Genomic DNA, 24,402 nt, shown 5'->3' with positions numbered 1-24,402 from the left:
GCCGCTCAGGCCCCCACGAGCTGGAGCGAGCCCCACAGCGCCACCACGGCCGCGGCGAGCGCGGCCGGCACGGTCAGCAGGCCGAGCCGGGTGAACTCGCCGAGGCCGACCTCGTGGTCCTGCCGGTGCAGAATCCGCCGCCACAGCAGGGTGGCCAGGGACCCGGCGTAGGTGAGGTTCGGGCCGATGTTCACCCCGAGCAGCACCGCGAGGACCGCGCCGGGGCCGGCGGCCGCGGTGAGCGGCAGCAGCACCAGGACCGCGGGCAGGTTGTTGATCAGGTTCGCCAGGACGGCGGCCAGCGCGGCGATCCCCAGCAGCGCGACGAGCCCCGTCCCGTCCGGCAGGACCTGGTGCAGGGCGTCCGCGAGGCCGTTGTCCACGACCGCGCGCACCACGACGCCCAGCGCCAGCACGAACGCCAGGAACGCCGGTGCCGCGGCCCGCACCACCGTGGCCGGAGTGGCCTTGCGCCGGACCAGGGCACGGCCCGCCAGCACCAGCGCTCCCGCGCACGCGACCCAGGCGGGGTCGACGCCGAAGGCCGACGCCACCACGAACCCGGCCAGGGTGCAGCCGACGGTGATCAGGGCGAACAGCGGCAGCGGGGGTTCCTCGGCCGACCCGGGGGAGTGGTCGACCACAGTGAGGTCGGTGGCGAAGAAGCGCCGGAAGACCACGTACTCGACGGCGATCGCGGCGACCCAGGGCAGCGTCATCAGCAGCGCGAAGCGGGTGAAGCTCACCCCGCTCGCCTCGAAGGCCAGCAGGTTGGTGAGGTTGGACACCGGCAGCAGCAGCGAGGCCGTGTTCGACAGGTGGGCGCAGGCGTAGACATGCGGTTTGGCGCGGGCCCCCATCCGGGAGGCGGTGGCCAGCACCACGGGCGTCAGCAGCACGACGGTGGCGTCCAGGCTCAGCACCGCCGTGATCGCCGACGCCAGCAGGAACACCCCGGTCAGCAGCCGTCCGGGCGAGCCGGCCGCGCGTCGTGCCAGCCAGGCCCCGCAGGCGTGGAACAGCCCCTCGACATCGCAGAAGTGGGCCAGCACCAGGACCGCGGCCAGGAACCCGACGACGGGCCCGAGCCGTTCGGCCTCCGCCCAGGCGTGCTCGGGCGAGATGGCCCCGGTCAGGATCACCAGTCCGGCCGCGGGGACGGCGACGACCGCCTCCGGCCAGCCGAAGGGACGCAGGACCGCCCACGCGAGGACGGCTACGAGCAGGGCGATGGACAGGGCTTCGGCGAGCGGGGTGTTCAGGGCGGGTCCTTCGTGAGGTGAGCAGATCGTGCCCGGTCATCAAACCAGGCGAGGGTAAGAACTTCCCGATTCCCCCGGCCTCGACCCCGATACCCCCGATCGTGGACCCGACACGTCCGACCTCTCCCCGGACGCCCGTCTCGGCCGCTCAGGCCCCCGTGCCCGCGCTGAACGGGATGAGCCGCACCGACGACTCGTCGCCGGAGACCGGGACCGCGCCGCCCTTCCAGGTCACCCTCAGCGGGTCCTTCTCGTCCGGCGGGGTCACCACGAGCACGGCCGGGGTGGCGGTCCCGGCCCCGCTGATCTCCGGGTTGGCGAAGGACAGTCCGGCCCAGGCGCTGCCGCCCGGCGCCAGTTTCACGGTCTCCGGCTTCGCGGCGGACCGCTCGGGGTCCGGGCCCAGCTGCTTGCCGGACGCGTCGACGAAGGCGGTGCCCGGATAGCCGTACAGGGTGCAGGTGCGGTGCGACTCGTTCGTCAGCACCACCGGGAAGTTCTCCTGCCCGGCACCGGGGTTGTTGCGGCCGACGGAGGCGCTCAGCTCGGAGGTGTGGCAGCGGGTGACGGACGCGGACGCCGGGGGCGCGGACGGGGTGAGGGAGTTGCTCACCGCGTCGGTCGGGACGCTGCTCGCCCCGGTGGGCGCCCCGGTGCCGGACGAGGTCGCCGTGCCGGACTCCGTCCGCGGGGCGCTCGACGTTCCGTCACTGCTGCTACTGCTGCCGCAGCCCGCCACCAGACCGAGCAGCGCGACCGAACCCGCGGCCAGCACGGCCCGCCGTACACCCAGGAACCTGTTCGTCATGTCTCCACACTCCCGGAGATCTCCCGCACGCGCGCGTACGGTGTCTCGTGCCCCGTCATCAGGGGTCGTCATCAGGATCCGACGCGGCCCGGGCCGGAAAGGTTCGCGCGCTGCACGCCTCACTCCTCGTCGAGGAGGCCGATCTCCGCCCAGATGGTCTTGCCGTCGGCCGTGTGCCGGCTGCCCCAGCGCTGGGTGAGCTGGGCGACCAGGAGCAGCCCCCGGCCGCCCTCGTCCCAGGTCTTGGCGCGCCTGAGGTGCGGGGCGGTGTGGCTGCTGTCGGAGACCTCGCAGATCAGCGTGGTCGCGTCATGGATGAGCCGCAGCCGGATGGGACGGGCGCCGTAGCGGATCGCGTTCGTCACCAGCTCGCTCGTCACCAGCTCGGCGGTGAACGAGGCCTCGGCCAGTTCCCAGCGGGCCAGCTGTTCCACGACCTGCTTGCGCACGGGACCGACCAGGGCGGGGTCCGCCGGGATGTCCCAGGTCGCCACCTGCGAGGCGGGCAGCCCCCGGGTCCGGGCCAGCAGGAGTGCCACGTCGTCGGCGGAGCCGGTCGCCGGGAGCAGCGTGTGCAGCACCCGGTCGCAGGTCTCCTCCAGGGAGTCGGCGGGCAGGGCGAGGGCCTCGCGCAGCAGCGCGTGGCCCGAGTCCACGTCCCGCTCCCGGGACTCGAGCAGCCCGTCCGTGAACAGGGCCAGCAGGCTCCCCTCGGGCAGGTCCAGCTCGGCGGACTCGAACGGCAGCCCGCCGAGCCCCAGCGCCGGCCCCGCGGGCAGGTCCACCTCCCGGGCGACTCCGCCCGGGGTCAGCTGCACGGGCGCCGGATGCCCGGCCCGGGCCAGCGTGCAGCGCCGGGAGACCGGGTCGTAGACCGCGTAGAGACAGGTGGCCCCGACCTCTCCGGGGTTGCCCTCGCCGCCGGCCTCCGCGGACAGCCGTACGACCAGGTCGTCCAGGTGGGTGAGGAGTTCGTCCGGGGCCAGGTCGATGTCGGCGAGGGTGCGGACGGCGGTGCGCAGCCGGCCCATCGTCGCGGAGGCCTGGATGCCCTGGCCGATCACGTCCCCGACGACCATCGCGACCCGCATCCCCGACAGCGGGATCACGTCGAACCAGTCGCCGCCGACCCCGGCCCGCGCGGCCGGGAGATAGCGCGAGGCGGCGTCCACGGCGGCGGTGCGGGGCAGAGAACGGGGCAGCAGACTGCGCTGGAGGGCGAGCGCGGTCTCGCGCTCACGGGAGAAGCGGCGGGCGTTGTCGACGCAGATCCCGGCCCGCGCGGTGATCTCCTCGGCCAGCAGGACGTCGTCCGGGGTGAAGGGGTCCGGCCGCCGGTACCGGGTGAGGACCGCGACCCCGAGGGTCTGGCCACGGGCCTGGATCGGCACGGACATCGTGGAGTGGATGCCGAACTCCTCGACCCGCTCGGCGCGGGTCCGGTTCCAGGTGAGCCACCGGTCGAGCCGTCCGGAGGCCACCGTGGCCACGATGGTGGAGCCCGCGACCAGCGAGTCGGCCTGCGGAGAGCTGGCCGGGTACACCTCGGTGTGGCCCGGCTTGACCACGGCCATCGGGTTCCCGGGGTCCACCGACTGGTGGGCGGCGCGGCGCAGCTCGACCGGCGCGGTGAGCACCGGCGGGATCTCGCCCTGCTCCTGAGGATCCAGCAGGTCGACGCTGACGAAATCGGCGAGCGCGGGAATGCAGACGTCGGCCAGCTCCTGGGCCGTCCGTGTGACGTCGAGGGTGGTGCCGATGCGCACACTGGCCTCGTTGACCAGCTGGAGCCGTTCCCGGGCGAGGAAGTTGTCGGTGAAGTCGTGGGCGGCCAGACACACGCCCCGCACCCGGCCCGACGGGTCGGTGACCGGTGCCATCCGGGCCAGCCAGGCGTGCGCACTGTTCTCGCCGCCGGTCCGCATGTACGTCTGCACGTCCTTGGCCTCGCCGCTGCTGAGCACGTGGAGCAGTTGCTCCTCCAGCTCCTCGCTCTGCCGCTTGCCGCCGATCTCGGACAGTCTGAGGCCCTGGATGCGCTTCTCGGGCAGGCCGATCACCTCGGCCATGGCGTCGTTGATCCGGCGCAGCCGCAGCTGGTCGTCGTAGACGGCGACGGCGCAGGGCGCCTGGGTGAGCACGGCCGTGCCCAGCGGGTCGTCGGCGGAGCGGGCGCCGCCGGGGTCCAGCGGGGTCACCACGAGCCAGTGCCCGGGACCGCCGTCCGCGGAGGGCTGGTGATGGGCGAGCAGCCAGGCCGACACGGCGGTGCCGTCCCGGTGGCACAGGGTGAGGACACCGTCCCAGCGGGCGCCCACGGGCCCGGCGGGCCTCTCCTGGCCGCCGCTGACCAGCAGGTTCATCGCGGGTCTGCCCACCACCTCGGCGGGCGACCAGCCCAGCAGGCGTTGCGCTCCGGCGTTCCACGCGACCAGCGTGCCGTCCTCGCCGACGACGGCCCGCGCTGTCGCCGTGTCGTCGAACGGGTACACGAGGGTCATCGTCGCCACTCCATTGCGGGCACTCTCAGTGAACAAACCGGTCACTTGGGCTCCAAGACTAGTGCGTCGCGCTCGCGCGCGGACGGCGAACCCCTGCCGGACGGGAGACGCCGGTCAAAGGGCACATCCGGTGGGGTCGGTGCGGCGGGCGGAAGCGGCTCACCGCGTCCTCGACGGCCGTATGTGGCTTACCGTCAGGTCCTGTGCGGTCACGATCAGTTGTGGGCGCTTCTGGGCCTCGACGAGGGAGAGGCGTTATGACGGTCGCGTGACAAGTTGGCGCTGCCCGGTGGTTGACGCAGTGTCATGCCTGCAACAAGCATGGCGTCCGTCCGCTTCTGGGAGCGCTCCCATCACGAGCGTCGCCCGCACCTCTCCAGAGGAGCCCAGACGTGAAACGACACAGAACCGCCCTGTTGGCCCTTGCGGCCCTCATGGGGACGGCACTCGCGGGCCTCCCCGCGTCCGGAGCCGCCGCCGACGAGGTCGAGCAGCTCAAGAACGGCACCTTCGACACCGGTGCCGAGCCCTGGTGGACGACCAGCAACGTCACCGCGGGACTGTCCGACGGACAGCTCTGCGCGGACGTGCCCGGCGGCACCGCCAACCGCTGGGACGCGGCCGTCGGCCAGAACGACGTGACCCTGGTGAAGGGGGAGTCGTACAAGTTCTCCTTCACCGCGAAGGGTTCGCCCGAGGGGCACGTCCTGCGCGCGATCGTGGGGCTGCAAGTGTCGCCCTACGACACCTATTTCGAGGTGAGCCCGCAGCTCAGCGTCTCCGGGAACGCCTACACCTACACGTTCACCTCGCCCGTCGACACCGCGCAGGGCCAGGTCGGCTTCCAGCTCGGCGGCAGCGCCGACCCGTTCCGCTTCTGCATGGACGACGTGTCCCTGCTGGGCGGGGTCCCGCCCGAGGTGTACGAGCCCGACACCGGACCGCGCGTGCGGGTCAACCAGGTCGCCTATCTGCCCGCCGGGCCGAAGAGCGCCACCCTGGTCACGGACGCCACGACCAAGCTGCCCTGGCAGCTCAAGAACGCCTCCGGCGCCGTCGTCGCCCACGGCTCGACCCTGCCGCGCGGTGTCGACGCCTCCTCCGGGCAGAACGTCCACTCGATCGACTTCGGCGCCTACCGGAAGAAGGGCACCGGGTTCACCCTGGTCGCCGACGGCGAGACCAGCCGGCCCTTCGACATCGGTGCCTCGGCCTACGAGCAGCTCCGGCTGGACGCGGCCAAGTACTACTACACCCAGCGCAGCGGCATCGCGATCCGCGACGACCTGCGCCCGGGCTACGGCCGTGCCGCCGGTCACGTGAACGTGGCCCCCAACCAGGGCGACAAGAACGTGCCCTGCCAGCCAGGCGTGTGCGACTACACCCTCGACGTCACCGGCGGCTGGTACGACGCGGGTGACCACGGCAAGTACGTCGTCAACGGCGGCATCTCCACCTGGGAACTGCTCAGCACGTACGAGCGTGAACTGCTGGCCCGCACCGGTGAGCCGGGGAAGCTCGGCGACGGCACCCTCGCCATCCCCGAGAGCGGCAACAAGGTCCCGGACATCCTCGACGAGGCCCGCTGGGAGCTGGAGTTCCTGCTCAAGATGCAGGTGCCGGACGGGAAGCCGCTGGCGGGGATGGCCCACCACAAGATCCACGACGAGCAGTGGACCGGCCTGCCGCTGCTGCCGAGCGACGACCCGCAGAAGCGTGAACTGCACCCGCCGTCCACCGCGGCGACCCTGAACCTCGCCGCCGCGGCCGCCCAGGCCGCCCGCCTGTACAAGCCGTACGACAAGGCGTTCGCGGCCAAGGCCCTGACGGCCGCCCGCAAGGCCTGGACCGCCGCGCTCGCCCACCCCGACCTGTACGCCTCGGAGAGCGACGGCACCGGAGGCGGCACCTACGCCGACAACAACGTCACCGACGAGTTCTACTGGGCGGCGGCCGAGCTGTACCTCACCACGGGCGAGAAGGCCTTCCAGGACTACGTCCTCGCCTCACCCGTCCACACCGCCGACATCTTCGTCCCCGTCGGCTACGACTGGGCCCGCACGGCCGCCGCGGCCCGGCTGGACCTGGCGACCGTGCCCAGCAAGCTGCCCGGCCGCGACAAGGTGAGGCAGTCGGTCGTCAAGGGTGCCGACCGCTACCTGGCCACCCTGAAGGCCCAGCCGTACGGCCTTCCGTACGCCCCCGACGGCAACCTCTACGACTGGGGCTCCAACCACCAGATCCTGCACAACGGGATCGTCATCGCCACCGCCTACGACATCACCGGTGCCTCGAAGTACCGGGACGGCGCCCTCCAGGGCATCGACTACATCTTCGGCCGCAACGCGCTCAACATGTCGTACGTGACCGGCTACGGCGAGGTCAACTCCCACAACCAGCACGCCCGTTGGTACGCCCACCAGCTCGACCCGAACATGCCGAACCCGCCGAAGGGCACCCTCGCGGGCGGGCCGAACTCAGGGATCCAGGACCCCTACGCACAGAGCAAACTCCAGGGCTGCGTCGGCCAGTTCTGCTACATCGACGACATCCAGTCCTGGGCGACCAACGAGCACACCATCAACTGGAACTCGGCCCTGACCCGGATGGCGTCCTTCGTGGCGGATCAAGGCTGACCTTCGGATGCTCCACCAGCTCACCGGGCCGCTCGTGCGCGGTGAGCGTGTGGAGCCGGGCCTGATCGAGCGGCTGGTGCACCTCGACGTACTCCCCGTGCGGCAGCCGCTTGATCACACCGGTCTCCCGGCCGTGCAACACCAGCTCCCTGTCCCGGAGTTGGAGACCGAGACAGATGCGCCGGGTGGCCACGAAGACGACCGCCGGGACGACGAGCACACCGATCCGCACGGCCCAGGTGACCGTGTTGATCGACAGGTGGAGCCGGGTCGCCACGATGTCGTTGCCGCCGCCCGCCAGCAGGATCAGGTACAGACTGATCCAGGAGGCACCGATCGCGGTACGCACCGGCCTGTTGCGCGGGCGGTCCAGCAGGTGGTGCTCCCGCCGGTCCCTGGTGAACCGGGCCTCCAGGAACGGGTAGACGCCGATGAACACCAGCAGCAGCGGGAAGACCACGACCGGGATCAGCACCCCGAGGACCAGGGTGTGGCCCCACAGGGTGACCTCCCAGCCCGGCATCACCCGCACCAGCCCCTCGGCGAACCCGAGGTACCAGTCCGGCTGGGCGCCCGTGGAGACCTGGTCGGCGCGGTAAGGGCCGTACGACCAGACGGGGTTGACGGATGCCACGGCCGCGATGACGGTCAGTGCTCCGAAGACCAGGAAGAAGAAGCCGCCCGCCTTCGCCAGGTACACCGGGAAGAACGGCGTGCCGACCACATTGCGTTCGGTCTTTCCGGGGCCCGCGAACTGGGTGTGCTTGTGGTACACGACCAGGATCAGGTGGGCCACCACGAGGGCCGCCATGATGCCGGGGATCACCAGGATGTGCAGCGAGTAGAAGCGCGCCACGATGTCATGGCCGGGGAACTCGCCGCCGAACAGGAACAGCGCGAGATACGTCCCGACGACCGGTACGGACAGCGTGGCGCCGTAGACGAACCTGAGGCCCGTGCCCGACAGCAGGTCGTCCGGCAGCGAGTAGCCGAAGAGGCCCTCGAACAGGCCCAGGAACAACAGGGCCCAGCCGAACAGCCAGTTGACCTCACGCGGCTTGCGGAACGAGCCGGTGAAGAAGTGCCGCATCATGTGCGTGAGCATCGCGGCGACGAAGACCAGCGCCGACCAGTGGTGCAGCTGGCGGATCAGCAGCCCGCCGCGCACGTCGAAGCTGATGTCCAGCGTCGAGGCGTACGCCTCCGACATGCGCACGCCGTTCAGGGGTGTGTAACTGCCGTGGTACGTCACCTCGTTCATCGACGGATGGAAGAACAGGGTGAGCCACACCCCGGTCAGGACCAGCACGACGAAGCTGTACAGGCAGATCTCGCCCAGCAGGAAGGACCAGTGGTCCGGGAAGACCTTGCGCAGGTACTTCGCGCCGAGGGTGCGAGTGCCGAGCCGGCCGTCGAGCCAGCCGGACAGCCGCTCGCCCCTGCCTTGCTCCGCCCGCTGTTCCGTGGTGGTCACGCCTCCTCCTTCTTGACGTGGGTGAGCTTGTCGGGGTTGGTGACGACGAAGACGTTCGCCACCCGGTCGCCCTCCGGGGTGAGGTCCAGGACGATCACCGCGTACGGCGAGCCGTGCGCGAACAGCACGGCCGCGTCGTCGCTGTTGACCCGCCGGTGGCGCAGCTCCAGATCCAGGTGGGCCCCGCCCCGCTGCGCGTACCCGTTGAGCAGCCGGGCGGCCTTGTCCCGGCCGTGCACCGGCCGCAGCGCCTGCTTGCGCAGCCCGCCGCCGTCGGTCCACACCGTCACGTCCGGGGCGAGGATCTCCATCAGCTCCGCGATGTCCCCGCCGACGGCGGCCCGCACGAACCGCTCGGTCGCCTCCCGGCGCACCCGCGGATGCGCCTTGTACAGCGGTCGGCGGGCGTGCACGTGCACCCGTGCGCGATGCGCCAACTGCCGTACGGCGGCCGGTTTCCGGTCGATGATCTCCGCGATCTCGGTGTGGGCGTACCCGAACACCTCGTGGAGCACGAACACCGCGCGCTCCAGCGGGGACAGCGACTCCAGGACCACCAGCATCGCCAGTGACACGGACTCGGTCCGCAGCGCCGGGTCGTCGGCGCCCGGCTCCTCGGTGACCAGGGGCTCGGGCAGCCACGGGCCGACGTACGTCTCACGGCGGCGGTCGACCACGGCCCGCCGCGTCAGGGCGTGGTTGACGGCGATCCGGACCAGGTAGGCACGCGGGTTGTCGACACCGCCGGTGCCCCGGCGCGACCACGACAGCCAGGCGTCCTGGAGGACGTCCTCGGTGTCGGTGACGCTGCCCAGCATGGTGTAGACGACGCCGAACAGCAGTTCACGGTGCTCGACGAAGACGCCGGTCGGGTCTTCGGTGCCGCCGGGCACGGGGATCTCGGTCATCGGGTGGGCCTCCCAGTAGCGCGCTCACTCATGCGAGGCCTTCCGGGGCCCGGAATGTGACATGGAGGGGGCGGAGTGTGACCCACGCCTCACGACGGTGCGTGCCGTGGCGGCATGGTCGGGGACGGCTGCGGTACCGCCGTGATATGGATCTGACCTGCGAGTATTTACGGTGGAGTACCTCGCGCGGTACCGTGAGGGCATGCCTGCTCTCAATGTGGAGTTCAGCGATCGCGAGCTGGAGGACCTGCGGCAGATCGCCAAGGAGCGCGGTACGTCGATGAAGGCCCTCGTGCGGGAGGCCGCCGCGGCGGACATCGCGCGGCACCGGGCCCTCCAGGAAGGCGCGGAGGCGTTCCGGCGGTTCTTCTCCACCCACGCCGACGAGTTCGCCGCCGCCTTCCCCGAGGACGAACCGGCGGGCAAGGGCGCGGGGCGGGTCGCCTGACCGATGGCTTCCGTCGTCCACATCGACGTGCCCTGGCTGCTTCAGCGGCACGAAGAGGTCCTGCCCGAGCAGCCCACGATCAACGACTTCTCGGCGCTCGTCGCCGCCGTCGCCCGGCACCGGGTCGATCCGCCGCGTCTCGGCGTCGACTCCGACCCGGCCTGGCGGGCCGCCGCTCTGCTGCACACCCTGGCCCTGCTCAAGCCCTTACCGTCCGCCAATGCCCGCTTCGCGTGCGCCACCGCCGTGGCCTACATGTTCGTCAGCGGCGTGGGCATCGACCCGCCGTACGGCGCCCTCGTCGACCTCGCCCGCGACCTGATCTCCGGCAAGACCGACGTGTACGGCGCGGCGGACCGACTGCGCTCCTGGCAGATCTGAAGCCCGGGGGCACTGGGCAGGGGGTCCGTGCGAAGCCGTGGCGTACGACCCGGGTGCCGTGGACGTAGGGAAGGGGACCCGGGCCGAGCCGCCGGCCCTCGGTCGTCCCGCCCCGGGGCCGCCGACCGAGGGCGGGAGGAACGGGGTCGGCGGCCGGGGTTTCGCGCGGGAGAGCCGCCGTTCCGCGCGGGGCCTCCGAGAAGGGCCGGTACCAGTGCACTACCGGTCGGCCCCTCGGGGGAGCGTGCGCGGCGCTCCGGCGCGTGCGCGGGTTTCACACGGGGCGCATGGAATGGCGAAAGCCAGTGCGAGGAGGCGCAGTTGCGGCGGCTGCTGACGCGCTTTCAATTGGCGTGGATGTTGCCCGGGTGCCTTGTTGGCCGTGAGTGACTTGTGCAAGGGTGAACCACCTGAGTGGGGGGCAAGGGCCGGGTCGTATTCGTCTCGTGGGGAACCGGGTCGAGGAGGCGTCGGCGAATTCGTGCTTCCCACGCCGCGCCCAAAAGGGATGCCCCGTCCGGCACTTCTTTTCGGCAAGGAGAACTTCTGTGAGTCCCATGCCCCTGGGAAGGAATCCGCTCAGTGCCCACCCCCCACCCACCGCTTCCGCCTTACCCGCCGCCGGGCGGCGCGTCCGGAGAATCCGACGAGGATCTCGCAGCCCGGCTCAGAGGGCGTCCCGACGGTGAGGCCGCCCAGTCCGTCGCCCTGCTCATGGCCCGCCACTGGAAACCGGCCCAGGAATACGCGGTGATCTGTCTGGCGTCCCCGTCCGAGACCGCCTCCATGGTGGCCGCTGCCGCCTTCCACCAGGTCCTGGACCGCCTCGCCCTCGGCGAACCGGCCCTCGCCCTGCGCCCGAGAACCCTCGTGGCCGTGCGGGACACGGTCAGGGAGTGGACGGCGGAGGACCGAATAACGGGTGTGCTGCCGGACTTGGTGAAACCGAACGGCGGCCGCGGGATGCGGGCCGCGAAGTCCATGACCCCGGAAAACCGCAAGCTCGCCGAGCGGTCATTCCAGTCCCTTCCCGGACTGGCCCGCTGCTTGCTGTGGCACACCGAGGTCGAGGCCGACTCGATTGCGGTGCCCGCCGCACTCCTCGGCATGGATGCCGACACCGCGTCGGCAGCGCTCGAACAGGCGCGTGAAAAATTCCGGGAAGGATGTGTACATGCCCATCGGGAACTCGCGCCGACCAAGGAATGCCGCTTCTACAACCGCCTCCTCGATGTTCCGATTCGACGCGGCGGCGCCCTGCTGCCGGATGTCGAGCAGCATCTCTCGGAGTGCCCCTACTGCCGTTCCGCCGCGGAACAACTGAGCCATTTCGAGGGCGGGCTCGGTGTCCTCGTCGCCGAGGCGGTGCTCGGCTGGGGCGCCCGGCGCTATCTCGAACTGCGCGCCGGGCGTACGCCCCCGGACTCGGCCCGCGGCCGGGGGAGCGGCCGGCACGGCGCGGAACGCCGCCGCATCCTGGCGCGCATCCCGACTCCCGGCCGCCGGACCCCCGGCACGGGCAGCGGTCCGCGCTCCTCGCGCACGGTGCTCACCGGAGTGGGCCTGACCTCCGCCGGGATCCTCGCGGCGATGCTCGCCACCGGCCTGTGGTCGCACGACGACGGCGCCGACCCGGCCGCCTCGACCAGCGCCACCGGCAACGACACCGTCCCGAGCACGAGCCCCCGCACTCCGGGCACCGCCCAGCTGCCCACCGCGCCGGCCGTGACCCGGCTGCGCAACGCCGCCTCCGGCCTCTGCCTCGACATCCGGGGCACGGTGAAGGAGGGCGCCGGCACCGAACTGGCGGCCTGCTCGACCGATGTGACCCAGCAGTGGTCGTACGAGGCCGACGGGCTGCTGCGCAGCGAGGCCAACCCGGAGCTGTGCCTGGACTCACACGTGGACGCGGGAGTGGTCATCCTCGGCGAGTGCGCCGAGGACAAGGCGAAGCGGGCCCAGGACGTGCGCTACGACCTCACCGTGCAGGGGGAGTTGATCCCCCGCTGGGACGAGCAGCTCGCCCTCGCCGCCACCACCGGGGAGGCGGGCGCCGACATCGTCGTCAAGGTCCGCGACGGCTCGCAGGAGCAGCGCTGGCTGACCGACCCGCCCGCGGTCGCGAGCCCCGGATCGCTGTCGGTCACCGGGAGCGAGGCCCCGCAGGCCCGGCCGGCGGCGCTCAGGAGCCGGGTCTAGCGGCGGTCCCGCCCCGAACCGGGCCGCCACAGGGAGGTCTCCGTACGCGGAGGCCTCCCCTCAGGCGGGACTCCCTCGGGCGGATCTTCCCTCAGGCGGGGTCCTCCACAAGGTCCTCGGGACCGATCGTGGCCGGCGTCGCGTGGCCCGACAGGGCGAGGGTGAGGTCCAGTTCGGCGAGCAGGCAGCGGATCACATGCTCGACGCCCGGCTGTCCGTCGAGCCCGAGACCGTAGACGTACGGCCGTCCGAGCAGCACCGCTCGGGCGCCGAGGGCGAGGGCCTTGAAGACGTCGTCGCCGGTGCGGACCCCGCTGTCGAAGAGCACCGTCAGCCGCTCGCCCACCGCCTCCACCACCCGGGGCAGCGCATCGGCCGCCGCGACGGACCCGGCCACCTGCCGGCCGCCGTGGTTGGAGACCACGACCCCGTCCATCCCGGCGTCGGCGGCGAGGCGGGCGTCGTCCGGGTGCAGGATGCCCTTGAGCACGATCGGGCCGTCCCAGTGCTCCCGGAGCAGCGCGAGATCGGGCCAGGTCTTGCCGGGGTCCGCGAACATGCCGACGAAGTGCAGCACGGCCGCGTTCGGGTCCTCGTGCACCGGCTTGGCCAGACCCGCCAGGAAGGCCGGGTCGGAGAAGTAGTTGGCGGTGCCCACGCCGTGCAGGAACGGCAGGTACGCCTGGTCGAGATCGCGGGGCCGCCAGGACAGCAGCGGGGTGTCCAGAGTGACGACCAGGGCGGTGAACCCGGCGGCCCTGGCCCGGCCGAGGAAGCTGAGGGCGACCTCCGGGTCCTTCGGCCAGTACAGCTGGAACCAGCGCTCGGCGTCCCCCATCGCCTCGGCGACCTGCTCCATCGGTGTGCTGGAGGCCGACGAGAGGATGTACGGCACGCCCTGGGCCGCGGCGGCGCGGGCGGCGGCGGACTCCGCCTCGGGGTGCATGATCGACAGCACCCCGACCGGCGCCAGTGCCAGCGGTGCGGGCAGGGTGCGGCCCAACACCTCGACGGACAGGTCGCGTTCGTGCACGTCCCGCAGCATGCGCGGGACGATCCGGCGCCGTTGGAGAGCCGCCCGGTTCGCCCGCGCCGTACTGCCGTCACCCGCGCTGCCCGCCACATAGCCCACCGGGCCGGGGCCCAGCCGCTGTTCGGTGAGTTCTTCGAGGCGGGTCAGGTCCGTGGGCAGCCGGGGCACCGCGCCGGACATCCCGTTCAGGTAGATCTCGTACTGGAAGTCCGCCCAGTGCTTGGCCATCGGTCCCTGCCGCCTCTCCTCGTCGAGTGCGCCGACGATATCCGGGAGGTGCCAGGAGTTCAGGAGGCGGTCGTGCCGAGCTCCGCGAGGATGCGGGCCAGTTCGCGGGGCCGGGAGAACATCGGCCAGTGACCGGTGTCCATCTCGACCAGTTCCCAGCTGTCGTTCTTCAGCAGCTCGGCCACGACCGGCATCGGTTCCTCGCCGTCGAGGAGGCACTTGACGTAGGTGGCCGGGAGCTTGTCCAACGGGCCGGTGAGGACGGCGGGTTCGGTGAGGGTGGCGCCCGGGTGCGGGGACGTGCGGGTGATGAGCCGGGATATCTGCTCGTCCGTCAGGCCCTGGTCGGCGAAGTGCTCCGGACCCACCGGGAGCCAGAAGCCGCCGCTCTCCTCGATGGTCCTGCGGACGTCGTCGCTGGGCCAGCCGTCCAGGAAGGACTCCCCGTCGACGGGGACGCTCGCGTCGACGAACACCACGCGCCGCAGCCTGCCACCGATCAGCTGGGCCGCCTGTCCGACCGGGACGCCCGAGTAGCTGTGCCCGACCAGCACCACCTCCCGCAGATCCAGCCGCTCGACCTCGTCGACGATGTCCCGCACATGAGTCCGCTGTCCCGCCGGGACACCCTGCTTCTCCGCGAGGCCCGACAAGGTCAGCGGATGCGGTGCGTGCCCGGCCGCGCGCAGCTCTGCCGCGACCTCGTCCCATGCCGACGCCCCGAGCCTCGCGCCCGCCACCAGTACGTAGTTGGTCATGTGCCGCAATGTAGCCGAGGGCGGCGACCGCGCCGCCGGAGGTCGGGTCCGGTACCCGGGCCGGCCGTCTCATCCGCCCTCGGGGCTCCCGTCGGCGGAGTCGCTCGCCTGCTCGGCGTCCGGCCCCTGGGCCCGCACCCGTTGGACGTGTTCCAGGGACTCCCGAAGTTCGGCCAGCCAGTCGTCGGTGTGGCGCTGCACCAGCCGGACGCACCAGGCGAGCGCGTCGCTGCGGCTGCGGGCGACCCCGGCGGCGATGAGGGTGTCCAGGACCTGACGCTCGGGCTGCCGGAGCCGGGTCATGACGGGGGCCGCCACATGCGTGAACAGGGCGCGCTCGCCGTCGCACTCCACGCCCCAGGACACCTTGCGGCCGAACGTGTGCTCGGCCTCGCGGGCGACCTCCACGCGCTCCTCGCGGGTGCGTTCCCGGAATTCCTGGATCCGGCCCCGCACGGCGGCATCCCGCTCGGCGGCCGAGACGCCCTCGGCGAGCCGCGGCCCGGGGATGCGGCCGATCACGGTGATCTCCTCGCGGTCGACGGTCACCTCGACCAGCGCCTCGAAGAGATCGTCGGGCAGACGGCCGGTGAACCAGCCGCGCAGCTTCTCTCGCTGTTCCTGAGTAATCATGTAATGACGATTACTCCACCCTTCCATGAACGCAAGGGGTCTCGGCGGGGTGCGCCGAGAGCGGAAGCGGAATGTTTCAGGCCTATTGCAGAGGCGGGGTAAACAGGCCATCCGGCCGGAACGAATGATCGAGATCCGTGCGGTTGAGGGGCTCGACTGTTCGGATGATGTGACTTCCCGCCACTGATTCAACACGCAAGGTTACTGAAAACTGTGGGGCTGATGTGAAGTTCGGGCCAGGACTCGGCAGACTCGCGCTCGCCGCTCCGGCACCGACCGAGTCGGACGGCGACACCCTCGAATCCAGCGGAAGGATGCACACAATGCGGAACACCGCGCGCTGGGCAGCGACCCTCGGCCTCACGGCCACCGCCGTCTGCGGGCCCCTCACCGGGGCCGCGCTCGCCGAGCCGGCCGCCGCCCCCCAGAGCCTCTACGCCCCCTCGGCTCTCGTGCTCACCCTCGGCCACGGCGACAGCGCCGCCACCGTCACCCCGGAACGGGCCGTGACCCTCACCTGTGCCCCGAGGCCCTCGGGCACCCACCCGGCCGCGAGCCCGGCCTGCGCCGAACTGCGCGCCGCCGACGGGGACTTCGATGCCCTCGGGGCCAGGTCCGACGTCCAGTGCACCCGGGAGTACAACCCCGTGGTGGTCACGGTCGACGGCGTCTGGCGGGGCAAGCGCGTCTCCTACGAGCGCACCTTCGCCAACGAGTGCGTGAAGGACGCCTTCGGGACCAGCGTCTTCGCGTTCTGAGAGACCGGGATCGTGGGGTGACGTGATCTGCCCGAGGGGCCCGCAACTGGGGAGTGCTACCCCTCTCTCACGGAACCCGGCGATCCCGCTTCGAGGGCCGGCGGACGGAGTGGGGCCGTCCGCCGGCCCCTCGGTCATCGCACCCGGGGAATCGACGGCAGGGGCGTGAAGCGGGCCCACAGGCCCGAGGCGCGCAGCAGCCGGTGCAGCCGGGGATCGTCGGTGACCACGCGCAGGCGCCCGCCGCGCTCCTTGGCCCGGGAGTCGGCGCGGCAGAGCACGCGCAGCCCCGAGCAGTCGAAGAACTCCACGCGCCGCAGGTCGACCAGCACGTCGGGCCGGGCGGTCGCGGTCGCCGCGGCCAGGTGCTCGGCCAGGAAGTCCGCCGTCGCGAGATCGATCTCTCCGGCCGCCTCCACGACCGTGAAGGCGTCGAGGACCCGGGTGCGGGCATACGGGTTCGCCGCGGGCGGTTCGGGAGCGTGGTCGTCGGACTCCGGCGTCATGGCCGCTCCACCTCGGCGAGGGACGCGTTCGGGCTCCGTAATTACCCCGGAGCGGCCGGGAGCATCCATCCCGTGAGGTCCGCAAGAGCTGGTTCACTCGACCCGGTGAATCTCCGCCGATCGTATTGACTTTCTGTCTATAGCCGCTTGCGTTCCCGATGGCTGGTGTCGCACCAGGGGTAGCGCTTACTGCGCCGGCATGTGCACAGGGCCACCCGGAAGCGGTCGGAGGCGACCGTGCTGCCGTCCTCCAGTTCCACCTCCACGGGGCCCTCCACCAGCAGCGGGCCCTGGTGCTGGATCCGGACGCGGCACGGACGCTCGTCCTCAGACGGGGAGTTCGGCACGGACGACCACCAGCTCTTCCTTCTCCTCGGCGGCGTCGCCGGAGTCCCCGGACAGCAGGCCGCGCTCCCGCAGCCAGTCCACCCGCTCCCGCAACACCGGTCCGAAAGCGATCCGGTGACGACGGGTCACCGCGGCCTTGAGCCCCGCCCCGCGCAGATGCCGTACGGTCCGCCCGGGATCGCTCAGTGCGGAGTGCACGATCAGCAGCACACCGCCGGGCCGCAGCAGCCCGGGTGCCTCCCGGCAGACCCGGTCCAGCACGGAGCGGCCGTCATGGCCCGCGTCCCAGGCCCGCGCCCGTCCGCGCGGCGGCCGTCCGTCCCGCACGGGGGCGGGGACGTACGGCGGGTTGGTCAGGATGAGGTCGAACGACTGGTGCCGCACGGGCGTGAAGAGGTTCCCGCGGTGGACCCGGACCGACGCCCCGGTCAGCCAGGCGTTCGCCTTGGTGGTGCACACGGCACGCCAGGACACGTCCACCGCGGTCACCCGGCTGCCCCGGCGGGCCGCCTGGAGCGCCAGTGCGCCGGTCCCGGTACCCACGTCCAGGACATGGGCGCCCGGGTGCAGCGGTTCCTCGGACAGAGCCCCTGCCAGGAGCGCGGTGTCCTCCTGCGGTGCGTAGACACCGGGAAGGGCCAGAGGCGGAATCAGTGATCTCACGTCGGCCAAGTACCCCGGCATTCAGGAAATATGGGAGATTTCGGAAGCCTGGAGTGTGCGCAGGGACGAACGCCCGGCGCGCCAGTCGTCCAGCAGGCGCTCCCCGAGGCGGTCCTCGACGAAACCGGTGGCGTTGATGCCGAAGGCCACGTCAGGGGCGAGATGCGGTTCCTCGGCCAGCAGGCCGCCGATGACGTCGTGGCGGACGACCTGCTCGTGGACCGCGTCCGCCTCGACGTGCTCGTCGTAGAAGTGCTCGGCGGCCGGTCCCGCGCCCGTGCGGCGCATGGCGTCGGCGAGGCGCCGGGAGCCGGGGGAGGAGGTGATCTCGACCGCCGCGAAGTGACCCACCAGCGCCCCGCGCAGGCTGCGGTGCAGTCCCAGCAGCGACATGAGGTTCACCGTCGCGAGCATCTCCGCGCAGGCCGCGTCCAGATAGTGCCCGTACGTCGTGTCCAGGCCGAGGTCCGTCATCAGGTCGGCGAAGAGGCGAGCGTGGACACGTTCGGGTCGGCCGCCGCCGAACTCGTCGAACTCCACCGCCGCCATCCCCGCCTTGGCCCGGCCCCACAGCCGGGGCAGCACCCACGCGTGCGGGTCGGCCTCCTTGAGGTGGTACAGCGAGCGCTGGGCCGCGTACTCGCGGACCTGCCACAGCTCGCCCTCCTTGCTCAGGAAGTGACTGACTCCCGAGCCCTCGACCGGTTCCACGAGCAGGTCGGCGACCGCCTCCTCGACGCTGTCGTGCACCGTGGTGTCGGTGCGCAGCGCGGACAGGAAACGGTGCTCCAGCGCCGCGCGGGTGCGCAGCAGGTCCGGGTCCCACTCCCGGGCGGCGGCCACGCCCGCGAAACCGCGGTAGTGCAGTTCGTAGCAGAGGTACAGGGCGAGCTGGAGGTCGTCGCCGTACACGTCCGCGCCCGCGACGGACTCGTGGCGGGGGAGCGCTCCGGTGCCGAGCAGATGGTCCCGGACGGCCGCGGAGACCGGGCCCCGGGCCGACGGCAGTGCGGGTTCCTGATGACGATCGTCTGGCATGCGCGCCGAGTACCCGCGGCGAAGTGCGTCACCCGCCCGCGGGTACTCCGAGGCGGAATGAAGGCCCTCGTGCTCGACTGATCACGTGGTGCGCCCGCCGACCTGCACGGCATGGCGAGCGCGCCGCCGGAGCAGGTCACTCTCCCTCTGACTCTGTCGGTCTTCGCTCAGCGGGTGGCGGCCGCGATGCGTAGCGGCACCGGGTCCGGGAGCGCGGTCTCCTCGTTGCGGCGGGCTATCTCTGCCCACCAGGACGGGCCGTCCTCGATGTGCCGCAGCAGCACTCCCTCACGGATCGCCCAGGGGCAGATCGTGACGCTCTCGAGGCCGGTGAGCTTCATCGCCGTGTGCCCGATCACCGCGCCCGCCAGGCTCTGGAGGGCCCGCGGGGCGGAGATGCCGGGCAGTTCGGCCCGCTGCGAGGAGGGCAGTGCGGCCAGGGCGGCGACGGCCTCGCGCAGGTCGGAGCGGCGCAACCGACGTTCCACGAAGGGTCCGTGGCGTCCTGCCGGTGCCCCGCACAGCCGTCCCAGCTGCTGGAAGGTCCGTGAGGTGGCGACCGCGGTGCGCGGGCCCTCCCAGCGGATCCGGGCCGCGACGTCCCGCAGCTGATGGCGGACCTTGCGGCGCAGCGCCCGCACCAGCTCGGCGGGCGGCGGGTCCTGGCCCTCGAAGAACTCATGGGTCAGCCGTCCCGCGCCCAGCGGGAGCGAGGCCACGAAGTCGGGCAGCCGGCCGCGCCCGAAGGCCACCTCGAACGAGCCGCCGCCGATGTCCATCAGGGCGAGCGGCCCCGACCGCCAGCCCATCCAGCGCCGCGCCCCGAGGAAGGTGAGCTCGGCCTCCACCTCGCCGGGCAGGGTGTACAGGCCGACGCCGGTGCGCTGCCGTACGGTACGCAGCACTTCCTGGCGGTTGGGCGCCGCCCGCACGACGGCGGTCGCGAAGGCCAGCGGTCCGGCCGCGCCCCATCTCGCCGCCGTCTGGTCCGCCTGCTGGACCGCCTCCACCAGCCGTTCCACGGCTTCCTCCGGCACCGGCCCGCCCGGCCGCACGTCGTCGGACAGCCTGAGCCGCCACTTCGCCGTGTGCACCGGAAGCGGCACGCCGTCCTGGGTGTCCGCCACCACCAGACGCACGGTGTTCGAACCCACATCCACCACGCTTGTTCGCATGGCCCTGTGGGTACCCATCGTCGGCCTCCTCCAACGCTCGGCGCCGATTCCGGCGTCGCTGTGAGCCACAGGTGCCCTACGGTGCGTGCGCCGGGCCCGGTCGGTCGCCACGGCAACGGGAAGGGCCGCCGTCTCCCTGCTGACGGCGGCCCTCCGAGCGGCTCTGTGCGGCTCCGTGCGGCTCTGTGCGGAGCGGTCTACGGGTGCACGCGGCTACATGTGCACGACGGGAGCGGCGCTCGCGTCCTGCTCCGGCACCCCGCGCCGGAAGAGCAGGAAGGCGATCACGGCGCCCGCGGCGAACAGGCCCGCAGACCACCAGAAGGCGGTGGTGTAGCTCTCGATCGTGGCCTGGGCCTGGACCAGCTTGTTCCCCGGGTTCTTGCCGACGAGGTAGTCGGTGGCGGCGCTCGCGGCCAGCGTGTTCAGCAGTGCCGTGCCGATCGAACCGCCCACCTGCTGCATGGCGTTGACCGTGGCGGAGGCGACTCCCGCGTCCTCGGCCGCGACCCCGCCGGTGGCCAGCTGCATGGCGGGCGGCATGACCAGGCCGAGGCCGAAACCGATGACGATCAGCTGCGGCAGCACGGCGGACAGGTAGCTGGAGCCGACACCGATGCCGGTGAGCCAGGCCATGCCGACCGCGGCGACCGCGAAGCCGAGCGGGATGACCACCTTGGGGCCGATCCGCGGGACCAGCACGGTGGTGCTGACCTGGGCCGCGACCATCAGCGCGGCCACCATCGGCAGGAACGCCACGCCGGTCTTGGTCGGGCTGAAGCCCAGGTTCAGCTGGAGGTAGTAGGTGAGGAAGAGGAAGACACCGAACATGCCGCCGCCGGAGATCAGCACGGCCAGGAAGGAGGCGGCGCGGTTGCGGTCCAGCAGGATGCGCAGCGGCAGCAGCGGGTGCGCGGCGCGGGTCTGCCACCAGGCGAAGGCGGTCAGCAGCACACCGCCCGCGATCAGGAAGCCCCAGGTCTCGGGGGAGTTCCAGTCGTGGGTCTCGGCGTTCGAGAAGCCGTAGACCAGGGAGAAGAGACCGGCCGCGACGAGCAGGGTGCCGGGCACGTCCAGCTTGGAGTTGGCGGCGTCACGGTGGTTGTGCAGCAGGATCCAGCCGCCCGCGAAGGCGAACACGGCGATGACGACGTTGACGTAGAGAGTCCAGCGCCAGTCGAGGGCGTCGGTCAGCAGGCCGCCGAGCAGCAGGCCCACCGCGCCGCCGGCACCGGCGATGGCGCCGTAGACGCTGAACGCCTTGGCCTTCTCCCGGGCGTCGGTGAACGTCGTGTTGAGCAGCGAGAGCGCCGCGGGCGCGAGGAGCGCGCCGAACGCGCCCTGGAGGGCACGGGCGGTGACCAGCATCTCGAAGTTGGTGGCGGCACCGCCGAGCGCGGAGACGGCGGCGAAGCCGACGACCCCGACGAGGAAGGCCGTCTTGCGTCCGAAGAGGTCGGCGATCCGGCCGCCGAGCAGCAGGAGGGAGGCGAACGCCAGCGCGTAGGCGGTGACGATCCACTGCCGGTTGCCGTCGGAGAAGCCGAGGTCGGCCTGTGCCGAGGGCAGTGCGATGTTCACGATGGTCGCGTCGAGGACCACCATCAGCTGGGCGAGGGCGACGACGGCGAGAATCCACCATCGCTTGGCCGAGGCTTCGGGCTGCGCGTCGACGGCGCTTTCCCTACCGCTCTCGGTCAGGGTCTTCTCGGACATGGCAAGGCACTCCAGGGAAAGTCGACGGGAACCCGTTCATAAACGAAACGGTTTCGTACGCGTCGAGACTAGACCACGCCGAACGAAACGGCAACGTTTCGCTAGCGTGACCCCTTACGCCATCTGCCGCCGCACCAGCTCGTGCAGCCGGCCGCCCGTGTCCGCGAGCAACTGCGCCGGCGGACCCTGCTGGGCGACCTTGCCGTTCTCCATCACGATCACGCGGTCCGCGTCCAGCACCGTGGACAGGCGGTGGGCGATGACGACCCGGGTCGCGTTGAGGGCCTTCGTGGACTCGATGACCGTGCGCTGGGTGTCGTTGTCCAGGGCGCTGGTCGCCTCGTCGAAGAAGAGGATCCGGGGCCGCCGGATCAACGCCTGGGCGATCATGAGCCGTTGGCGCTGCCCACCGGAGATCGCCCCGCTGCCCGAGACGATGGTGTGCAGCCCCATCGGCATCCGCTGGATGTCCTCCGCGAGCCCCGCCATCGCGGCCGCCGCCATCGCCTCCTCCGGCGTGTACGGCTCGGTGCCGCAGATGACGTCCAGGATGGACCCGGTGAACGGCTGGGCGTGCTGGAGGACGACCCCGCACTGCCGGCGCACCGCCGACTGGTCGAGGGCGGCCAGGTCCTGCCCGTCGTACAGGACGCTCCCGGAGAGCGGGCGGTCGAAGCCGATCAGCAGCCGGAGCAGGGTCGACTTGCCGCAGCCGCTCGGGCCGACGATCGCCACGAACTCGCCCGGCCGGATCTCGAAGGACACGTCGTCGAGGATCAGCGGGCCGTCCTCGGAGTAGCGGAAGGAGAGCCTGCGGGCCTCCAGCGCCCCGGTGAGCGGACCCGGCCGGGTGCTCGCGGTGCGCACCTCCGGCTGCGCCTCCAGGACCGGCTTGATCTCCTCGAACAGCGGAAGCGCGGCCACCGCCGAGACGAAGGCGCCGGTGAGCGAGGTGACCGCGGTCAGCAGCATGGTCACCGAGGTGTTGAAGGTGAGGAACGCGGCCGCCGACATCGAGCCGCGCGCCGGGCCCGCCAGCAGCATGAACATCAGCAGGGTGCACAGCGGCAGATACACCGAACCCAGCACCGTGGTCAGGTTCTTGATCCGGCCGACCTTCTGCTGGAGCTCACGGCTGCGGGCGAACTCCGAGGCCCAGGCCGCGTAGGCGTAGTTCTCGGCCGCCGCCACCCGGAGCTTGGGCAGCCCGCGCAGGGTCTGGAAGGCCTGGTTGTTGAGCTTGTTGCCGAGCACGACCAGCCGCCGCTGCCAGCGCACCTGCCACAGCCCGAGACCGAGGAAGCCGGCCGCGATCACGACGAGCATGGCGATCGCCGCCATCGCCATCGGGACGCTGTACCAGAACAGCAGACCCAGGTTCATCGCGCCGACCGTCACCGACTGGGCGACCGTCGGGCCGATGCCCGCCATCATCCGGCGGATCGAGCTGATGCCCATGGCCTGACTGGCCAGTTCACCGGTCGAGCGCTCGGTGAAGAACTTCGTGGGCAGCCGCAGCAGCCGGTCCCAGACGGCCGGCTGGAGGGTCGCCTCGATACGACCCTCCAGGCGGAGCATCGTGAGGTTCTGGAGCAGCATGAACGCCGCCGTCACCACACCGCTGACCATCACGGCCAGACACACCTGCACGATCAGCCCGGTCTGCGCCCTCGGCACGAACTCGCCGAGCACCTTGCCGGTCGCGATCGGCACCAGCGCGCCGATCGCCACCGTCACGAGACCGCTTAGCAGCAGGTTCGTCACGTCGCCGCCGGTGCCGCGCATGCTGAACCGCACCAGCCCGAGCGGAGTCAGTTTCCGGTCGGGCAGCGGACGGTAGAACATCACCGCCCGCGGCTCGAACTCCTCGGCGTTGTCCTTCTCGATCGGCGTCTCACGCCCGGTCGCCGGATGCACGGCCACATAGCCGCCACGCCGCCACAGCAGCGCCACCGGCGCACCCGACAGGGCCCGGTGACCCACCAGGGGCCCCACGTCGTCCCGCCACCAACTGCCGTCCAGGCGCACGGATCTGATGCGGACGCGGGAGGCGAGGGCGATCCGCTCGACCGGGTCGAGCCGGTCGCTCTCGGTGCCGCTGTGGCCGTTCTCCGCGAGCGTGATCCCGGCCGCGTCGGCGACCAGCCTGCACGCCGCGTAACTCGCGTCCGCGTCGGCGGCCGTCGCCCGCCGCTTGGACCTGCCGATGGACGCCAGCAGGGTCTGGTCGGCCTGCGCGCGAACCGCCTCACCGGCCTTGATGCCGGCGGCCGTCCGGGTCTCGTGGGTGCGCTCCAGCTGCTCGATCCAGCGGTCCAGCGTGGTCAGCAGCCGGTACTGCTGGTCGACCATGGACTGCCAGACCGCCGGGTCCATCAGCAGGTCTGCGGCCGCGTCGGCGCCGTAGAGCGAGCCGTACTGGACGCTGCCCGGCGGGACCTGCATCCAGAACACGTCGTCGTCGGTCGGGGCGGCAACCCGCTCGTCGGCCAGCGGCGCCTGGAAGAGGATGGACAGGCTCCGGCCGACGCCGAGCGCGAGGGCGTACTCCAGCGGGCTCGTCGTCGGCGGCACGTACTGGGGGTTGCCGTACTCGTCGTACGACCAGGTCTGGGTGTGGGCGGGCTCGTACAGCTCGCGCAGGCCGATGCGGTGCACCACGCAGTCCCGCAGCGGGCGTGCGACCAGGGTGTGCTGCGGGCCCGGCACCGGCCCGAGCAGCAGCGCGCCCGGCTCCAGACGGCCCAGGTGGTGCCAGTGGCCCTGCTGTTCGGCGTCCACCGCGAACAGGTCCACCGCGCCCGACACGACCAGCCACAGCACCTGCGGACCTTCGAGATCGATACGGCTGAAGCCGGCGCAGTCGATGCGCGTGCCCATCCCGCCGAGGGCGCCGAGGACCACGTCCCCTTCGTGTGCGGTCGTCATC

At 71.7% G+C, this 24,402-nt stretch carries 20 protein-coding genes; 5 read left to right on the top strand and 15 right to left on the bottom strand.

Going from position 1 to position 24,402, the window contains the following annotated elements; genetic code table 11:
• Nucleotides 1-5: 5 nt before the first annotated feature.
• From H295_RS0107855 to H295_RS0107845, 3 genes are all read right to left on the bottom strand, one after another.
• On the bottom strand, nt 6-1,262 hold the full coding sequence (locus H295_RS0107855; protein WP_199788571.1) for an arsenic transporter: 1,257 nt from the start codon (nt 1,260-1,262) through the stop codon (nt 6-8).
• Nucleotides 1,263-1,410: 148 nt separating this feature from the next.
• On the bottom strand, nt 1,411-2,070 hold the full coding sequence (locus H295_RS0107850; protein ID WP_020134797.1) for a DUF4232 domain-containing protein: 660 nt from the start codon (nt 2,068-2,070) through the stop codon (nt 1,411-1,413).
• 119 nt (nt 2,071-2,189) lie between these two features.
• Nucleotides 2,190-4,571 (bottom strand): SpoIIE family protein phosphatase, encoded by a 2,382-nt coding sequence (locus H295_RS0107845; protein WP_020134796.1) that lies wholly within the window; start codon nt 4,569-4,571, stop codon nt 2,190-2,192.
• 392 nt (nt 4,572-4,963) lie between these two features.
• Between H295_RS0107845 and H295_RS0107840 the strand changes: the two genes are divergently transcribed.
• Nucleotides 4,964-7,207, top strand: a complete 2,244-nt coding sequence (locus tag H295_RS0107840) for a glycoside hydrolase family 9 protein (protein ID WP_028809168.1) — start codon at nt 4,964-4,966, stop codon at nt 7,205-7,207.
• On the opposite strand, the gene H295_RS0107835 is transcribed toward H295_RS0107840, so the two are convergent.
• Together H295_RS0107835 and sigJ are read right to left on the bottom strand one after the other, a co-directional pair.
• Nucleotides 7,152-8,681, bottom strand: coding sequence for a cytochrome b (locus H295_RS0107835; RefSeq protein ID WP_020134794.1), 1,530 nt, complete (start codon nt 8,679-8,681; stop codon nt 7,152-7,154). The genes H295_RS0107840 and H295_RS0107835 overlap by 56 nt on opposite strands.
• Nucleotides 8,678-9,589 (bottom strand): RNA polymerase sigma factor SigJ, encoded by a 912-nt coding sequence (sigJ, locus tag H295_RS0107830; protein WP_020134793.1) that lies wholly within the window; start codon nt 9,587-9,589, stop codon nt 8,678-8,680. The genes H295_RS0107835 and sigJ overlap by 4 nt, the downstream gene beginning before the upstream one ends.
• Nucleotides 9,590-9,791: 202 nt before the next feature.
• Between sigJ and H295_RS0107825 the strand changes: the two genes are divergently transcribed.
• From H295_RS0107825 to H295_RS0107815, 3 genes are all read left to right on the top strand, one after another.
• Nucleotides 9,792-10,037 carry a hypothetical protein gene (locus tag H295_RS0107825; RefSeq protein ID WP_028809167.1) on the top strand — a complete coding sequence of 82 codons (246 nt, stop codon included), beginning with the start codon at nt 9,792-9,794 and terminating at the stop codon, nt 10,035-10,037.
• Nucleotides 10,038-10,040: 3 nt separating this feature from the next.
• Complete coding sequence (locus tag H295_RS0107820; protein WP_020134791.1) at nt 10,041-10,418, top strand: hypothetical protein; 378 nt, start codon at nt 10,041-10,043, stop codon at nt 10,416-10,418.
• A gap of 582 nt (nt 10,419-11,000) precedes the next feature.
• Nucleotides 11,001-12,617, top strand: coding sequence for an RICIN domain-containing protein (locus H295_RS0107815; protein ID WP_020134790.1), 1,617 nt, complete (start codon nt 11,001-11,003; stop codon nt 12,615-12,617).
• 91 nt (nt 12,618-12,708) lie between these two features.
• On the opposite strand, the gene H295_RS0107810 is transcribed toward H295_RS0107815, so the two are convergent.
• From H295_RS0107810 to H295_RS0107800, 3 genes are all read right to left on the bottom strand, one after another.
• A complete protein-coding gene (locus H295_RS0107810; RefSeq protein ID WP_020134789.1) occupies nt 12,709-13,878 on the bottom strand; it encodes a lactate 2-monooxygenase in 1,170 nt (389 codons plus the stop codon).
• A gap of 59 nt (nt 13,879-13,937) precedes the next feature.
• A complete protein-coding gene (locus H295_RS0107805) occupies nt 13,938-14,636 on the bottom strand; it encodes an alpha/beta fold hydrolase (RefSeq protein WP_020134788.1) in 699 nt (232 codons plus the stop codon).
• A 69-nt stretch (nt 14,637-14,705) separates the two neighbouring features.
• Nucleotides 14,706-15,269 (bottom strand): hypothetical protein, encoded by a 564-nt coding sequence (locus tag H295_RS0107800; RefSeq protein ID WP_020134787.1) that lies wholly within the window; start codon nt 15,267-15,269, stop codon nt 14,706-14,708.
• Between the two features lie 323 nt (nt 15,270-15,592).
• Between H295_RS0107800 and H295_RS0107795 the strand changes: the two genes are divergently transcribed.
• The gene (locus H295_RS0107795) at nt 15,593-16,027 is read left to right on the top strand and encodes a protease inhibitor (protein WP_020134786.1); all 435 of its coding nucleotides are present in this window, start codon (nt 15,593-15,595) and stop codon (nt 16,025-16,027) included.
• Between the two features lie 134 nt (nt 16,028-16,161).
• On the opposite strand, the gene H295_RS0107790 is transcribed toward H295_RS0107795, so the two are convergent.
• The 7 genes from H295_RS0107790 to H295_RS0107760 form a co-directional block, all read right to left on the bottom strand.
• Nucleotides 16,162-16,533 (bottom strand): STAS domain-containing protein, encoded by a 372-nt coding sequence (locus H295_RS0107790; protein WP_020134785.1) that lies wholly within the window; start codon nt 16,531-16,533, stop codon nt 16,162-16,164.
• A 137-nt stretch (nt 16,534-16,670) separates the two neighbouring features.
• On the bottom strand, nt 16,671-16,880 hold the full coding sequence (locus H295_RS0107785) for a CDGSH iron-sulfur domain-containing protein (protein WP_020134784.1): 210 nt from the start codon (nt 16,878-16,880) through the stop codon (nt 16,671-16,673).
• Nucleotides 16,861-17,565 (bottom strand): HemK2/MTQ2 family protein methyltransferase, encoded by a 705-nt coding sequence (locus H295_RS0107780; protein ID WP_020134783.1) that lies wholly within the window; start codon nt 17,563-17,565, stop codon nt 16,861-16,863. The genes H295_RS0107785 and H295_RS0107780 overlap by 20 nt, the downstream gene beginning before the upstream one ends.
• Nucleotides 17,566-18,582, bottom strand: coding sequence for an iron-containing redox enzyme family protein (locus tag H295_RS0107775; protein WP_020134782.1), 1,017 nt, complete (start codon nt 18,580-18,582; stop codon nt 17,566-17,568). It lies immediately after the preceding gene.
• Nucleotides 18,583-18,749: 167 nt separating this feature from the next.
• Nucleotides 18,750-19,757 carry a hypothetical protein gene (locus H295_RS0107770; RefSeq protein ID WP_028809165.1) on the bottom strand — a complete coding sequence of 336 codons (1,008 nt, stop codon included), beginning with the start codon at nt 19,755-19,757 and terminating at the stop codon, nt 18,750-18,752.
• Between the two features lie 213 nt (nt 19,758-19,970).
• Entirely contained in the window at nt 19,971-21,473 is a 1,503-nt protein-coding gene (locus tag H295_RS0107765; RefSeq protein WP_020134780.1) for an MFS transporter, read from the bottom strand.
• Between the two features lie 114 nt (nt 21,474-21,587).
• Nucleotides 21,588-24,401 (bottom strand): NHLP bacteriocin export ABC transporter permease/ATPase subunit, encoded by a 2,814-nt coding sequence (locus H295_RS0107760; RefSeq protein ID WP_020134779.1) that lies wholly within the window; start codon nt 24,399-24,401, stop codon nt 21,588-21,590.
• Nucleotide 24,402: the final 1 nt, after the last annotated feature.

The organism is Streptomyces sp. 351MFTsu5.1, assembly GCF_000383655.1.
Classification (GTDB): Bacteria; Actinomycetota; Actinomycetes; order Streptomycetales; family Streptomycetaceae; genus Streptomyces; species Streptomyces griseorubiginosus.
Note: the sequence above shows the minus strand (reverse complement) of the source record. Positions and strands in the feature narration are given on the sequence as shown.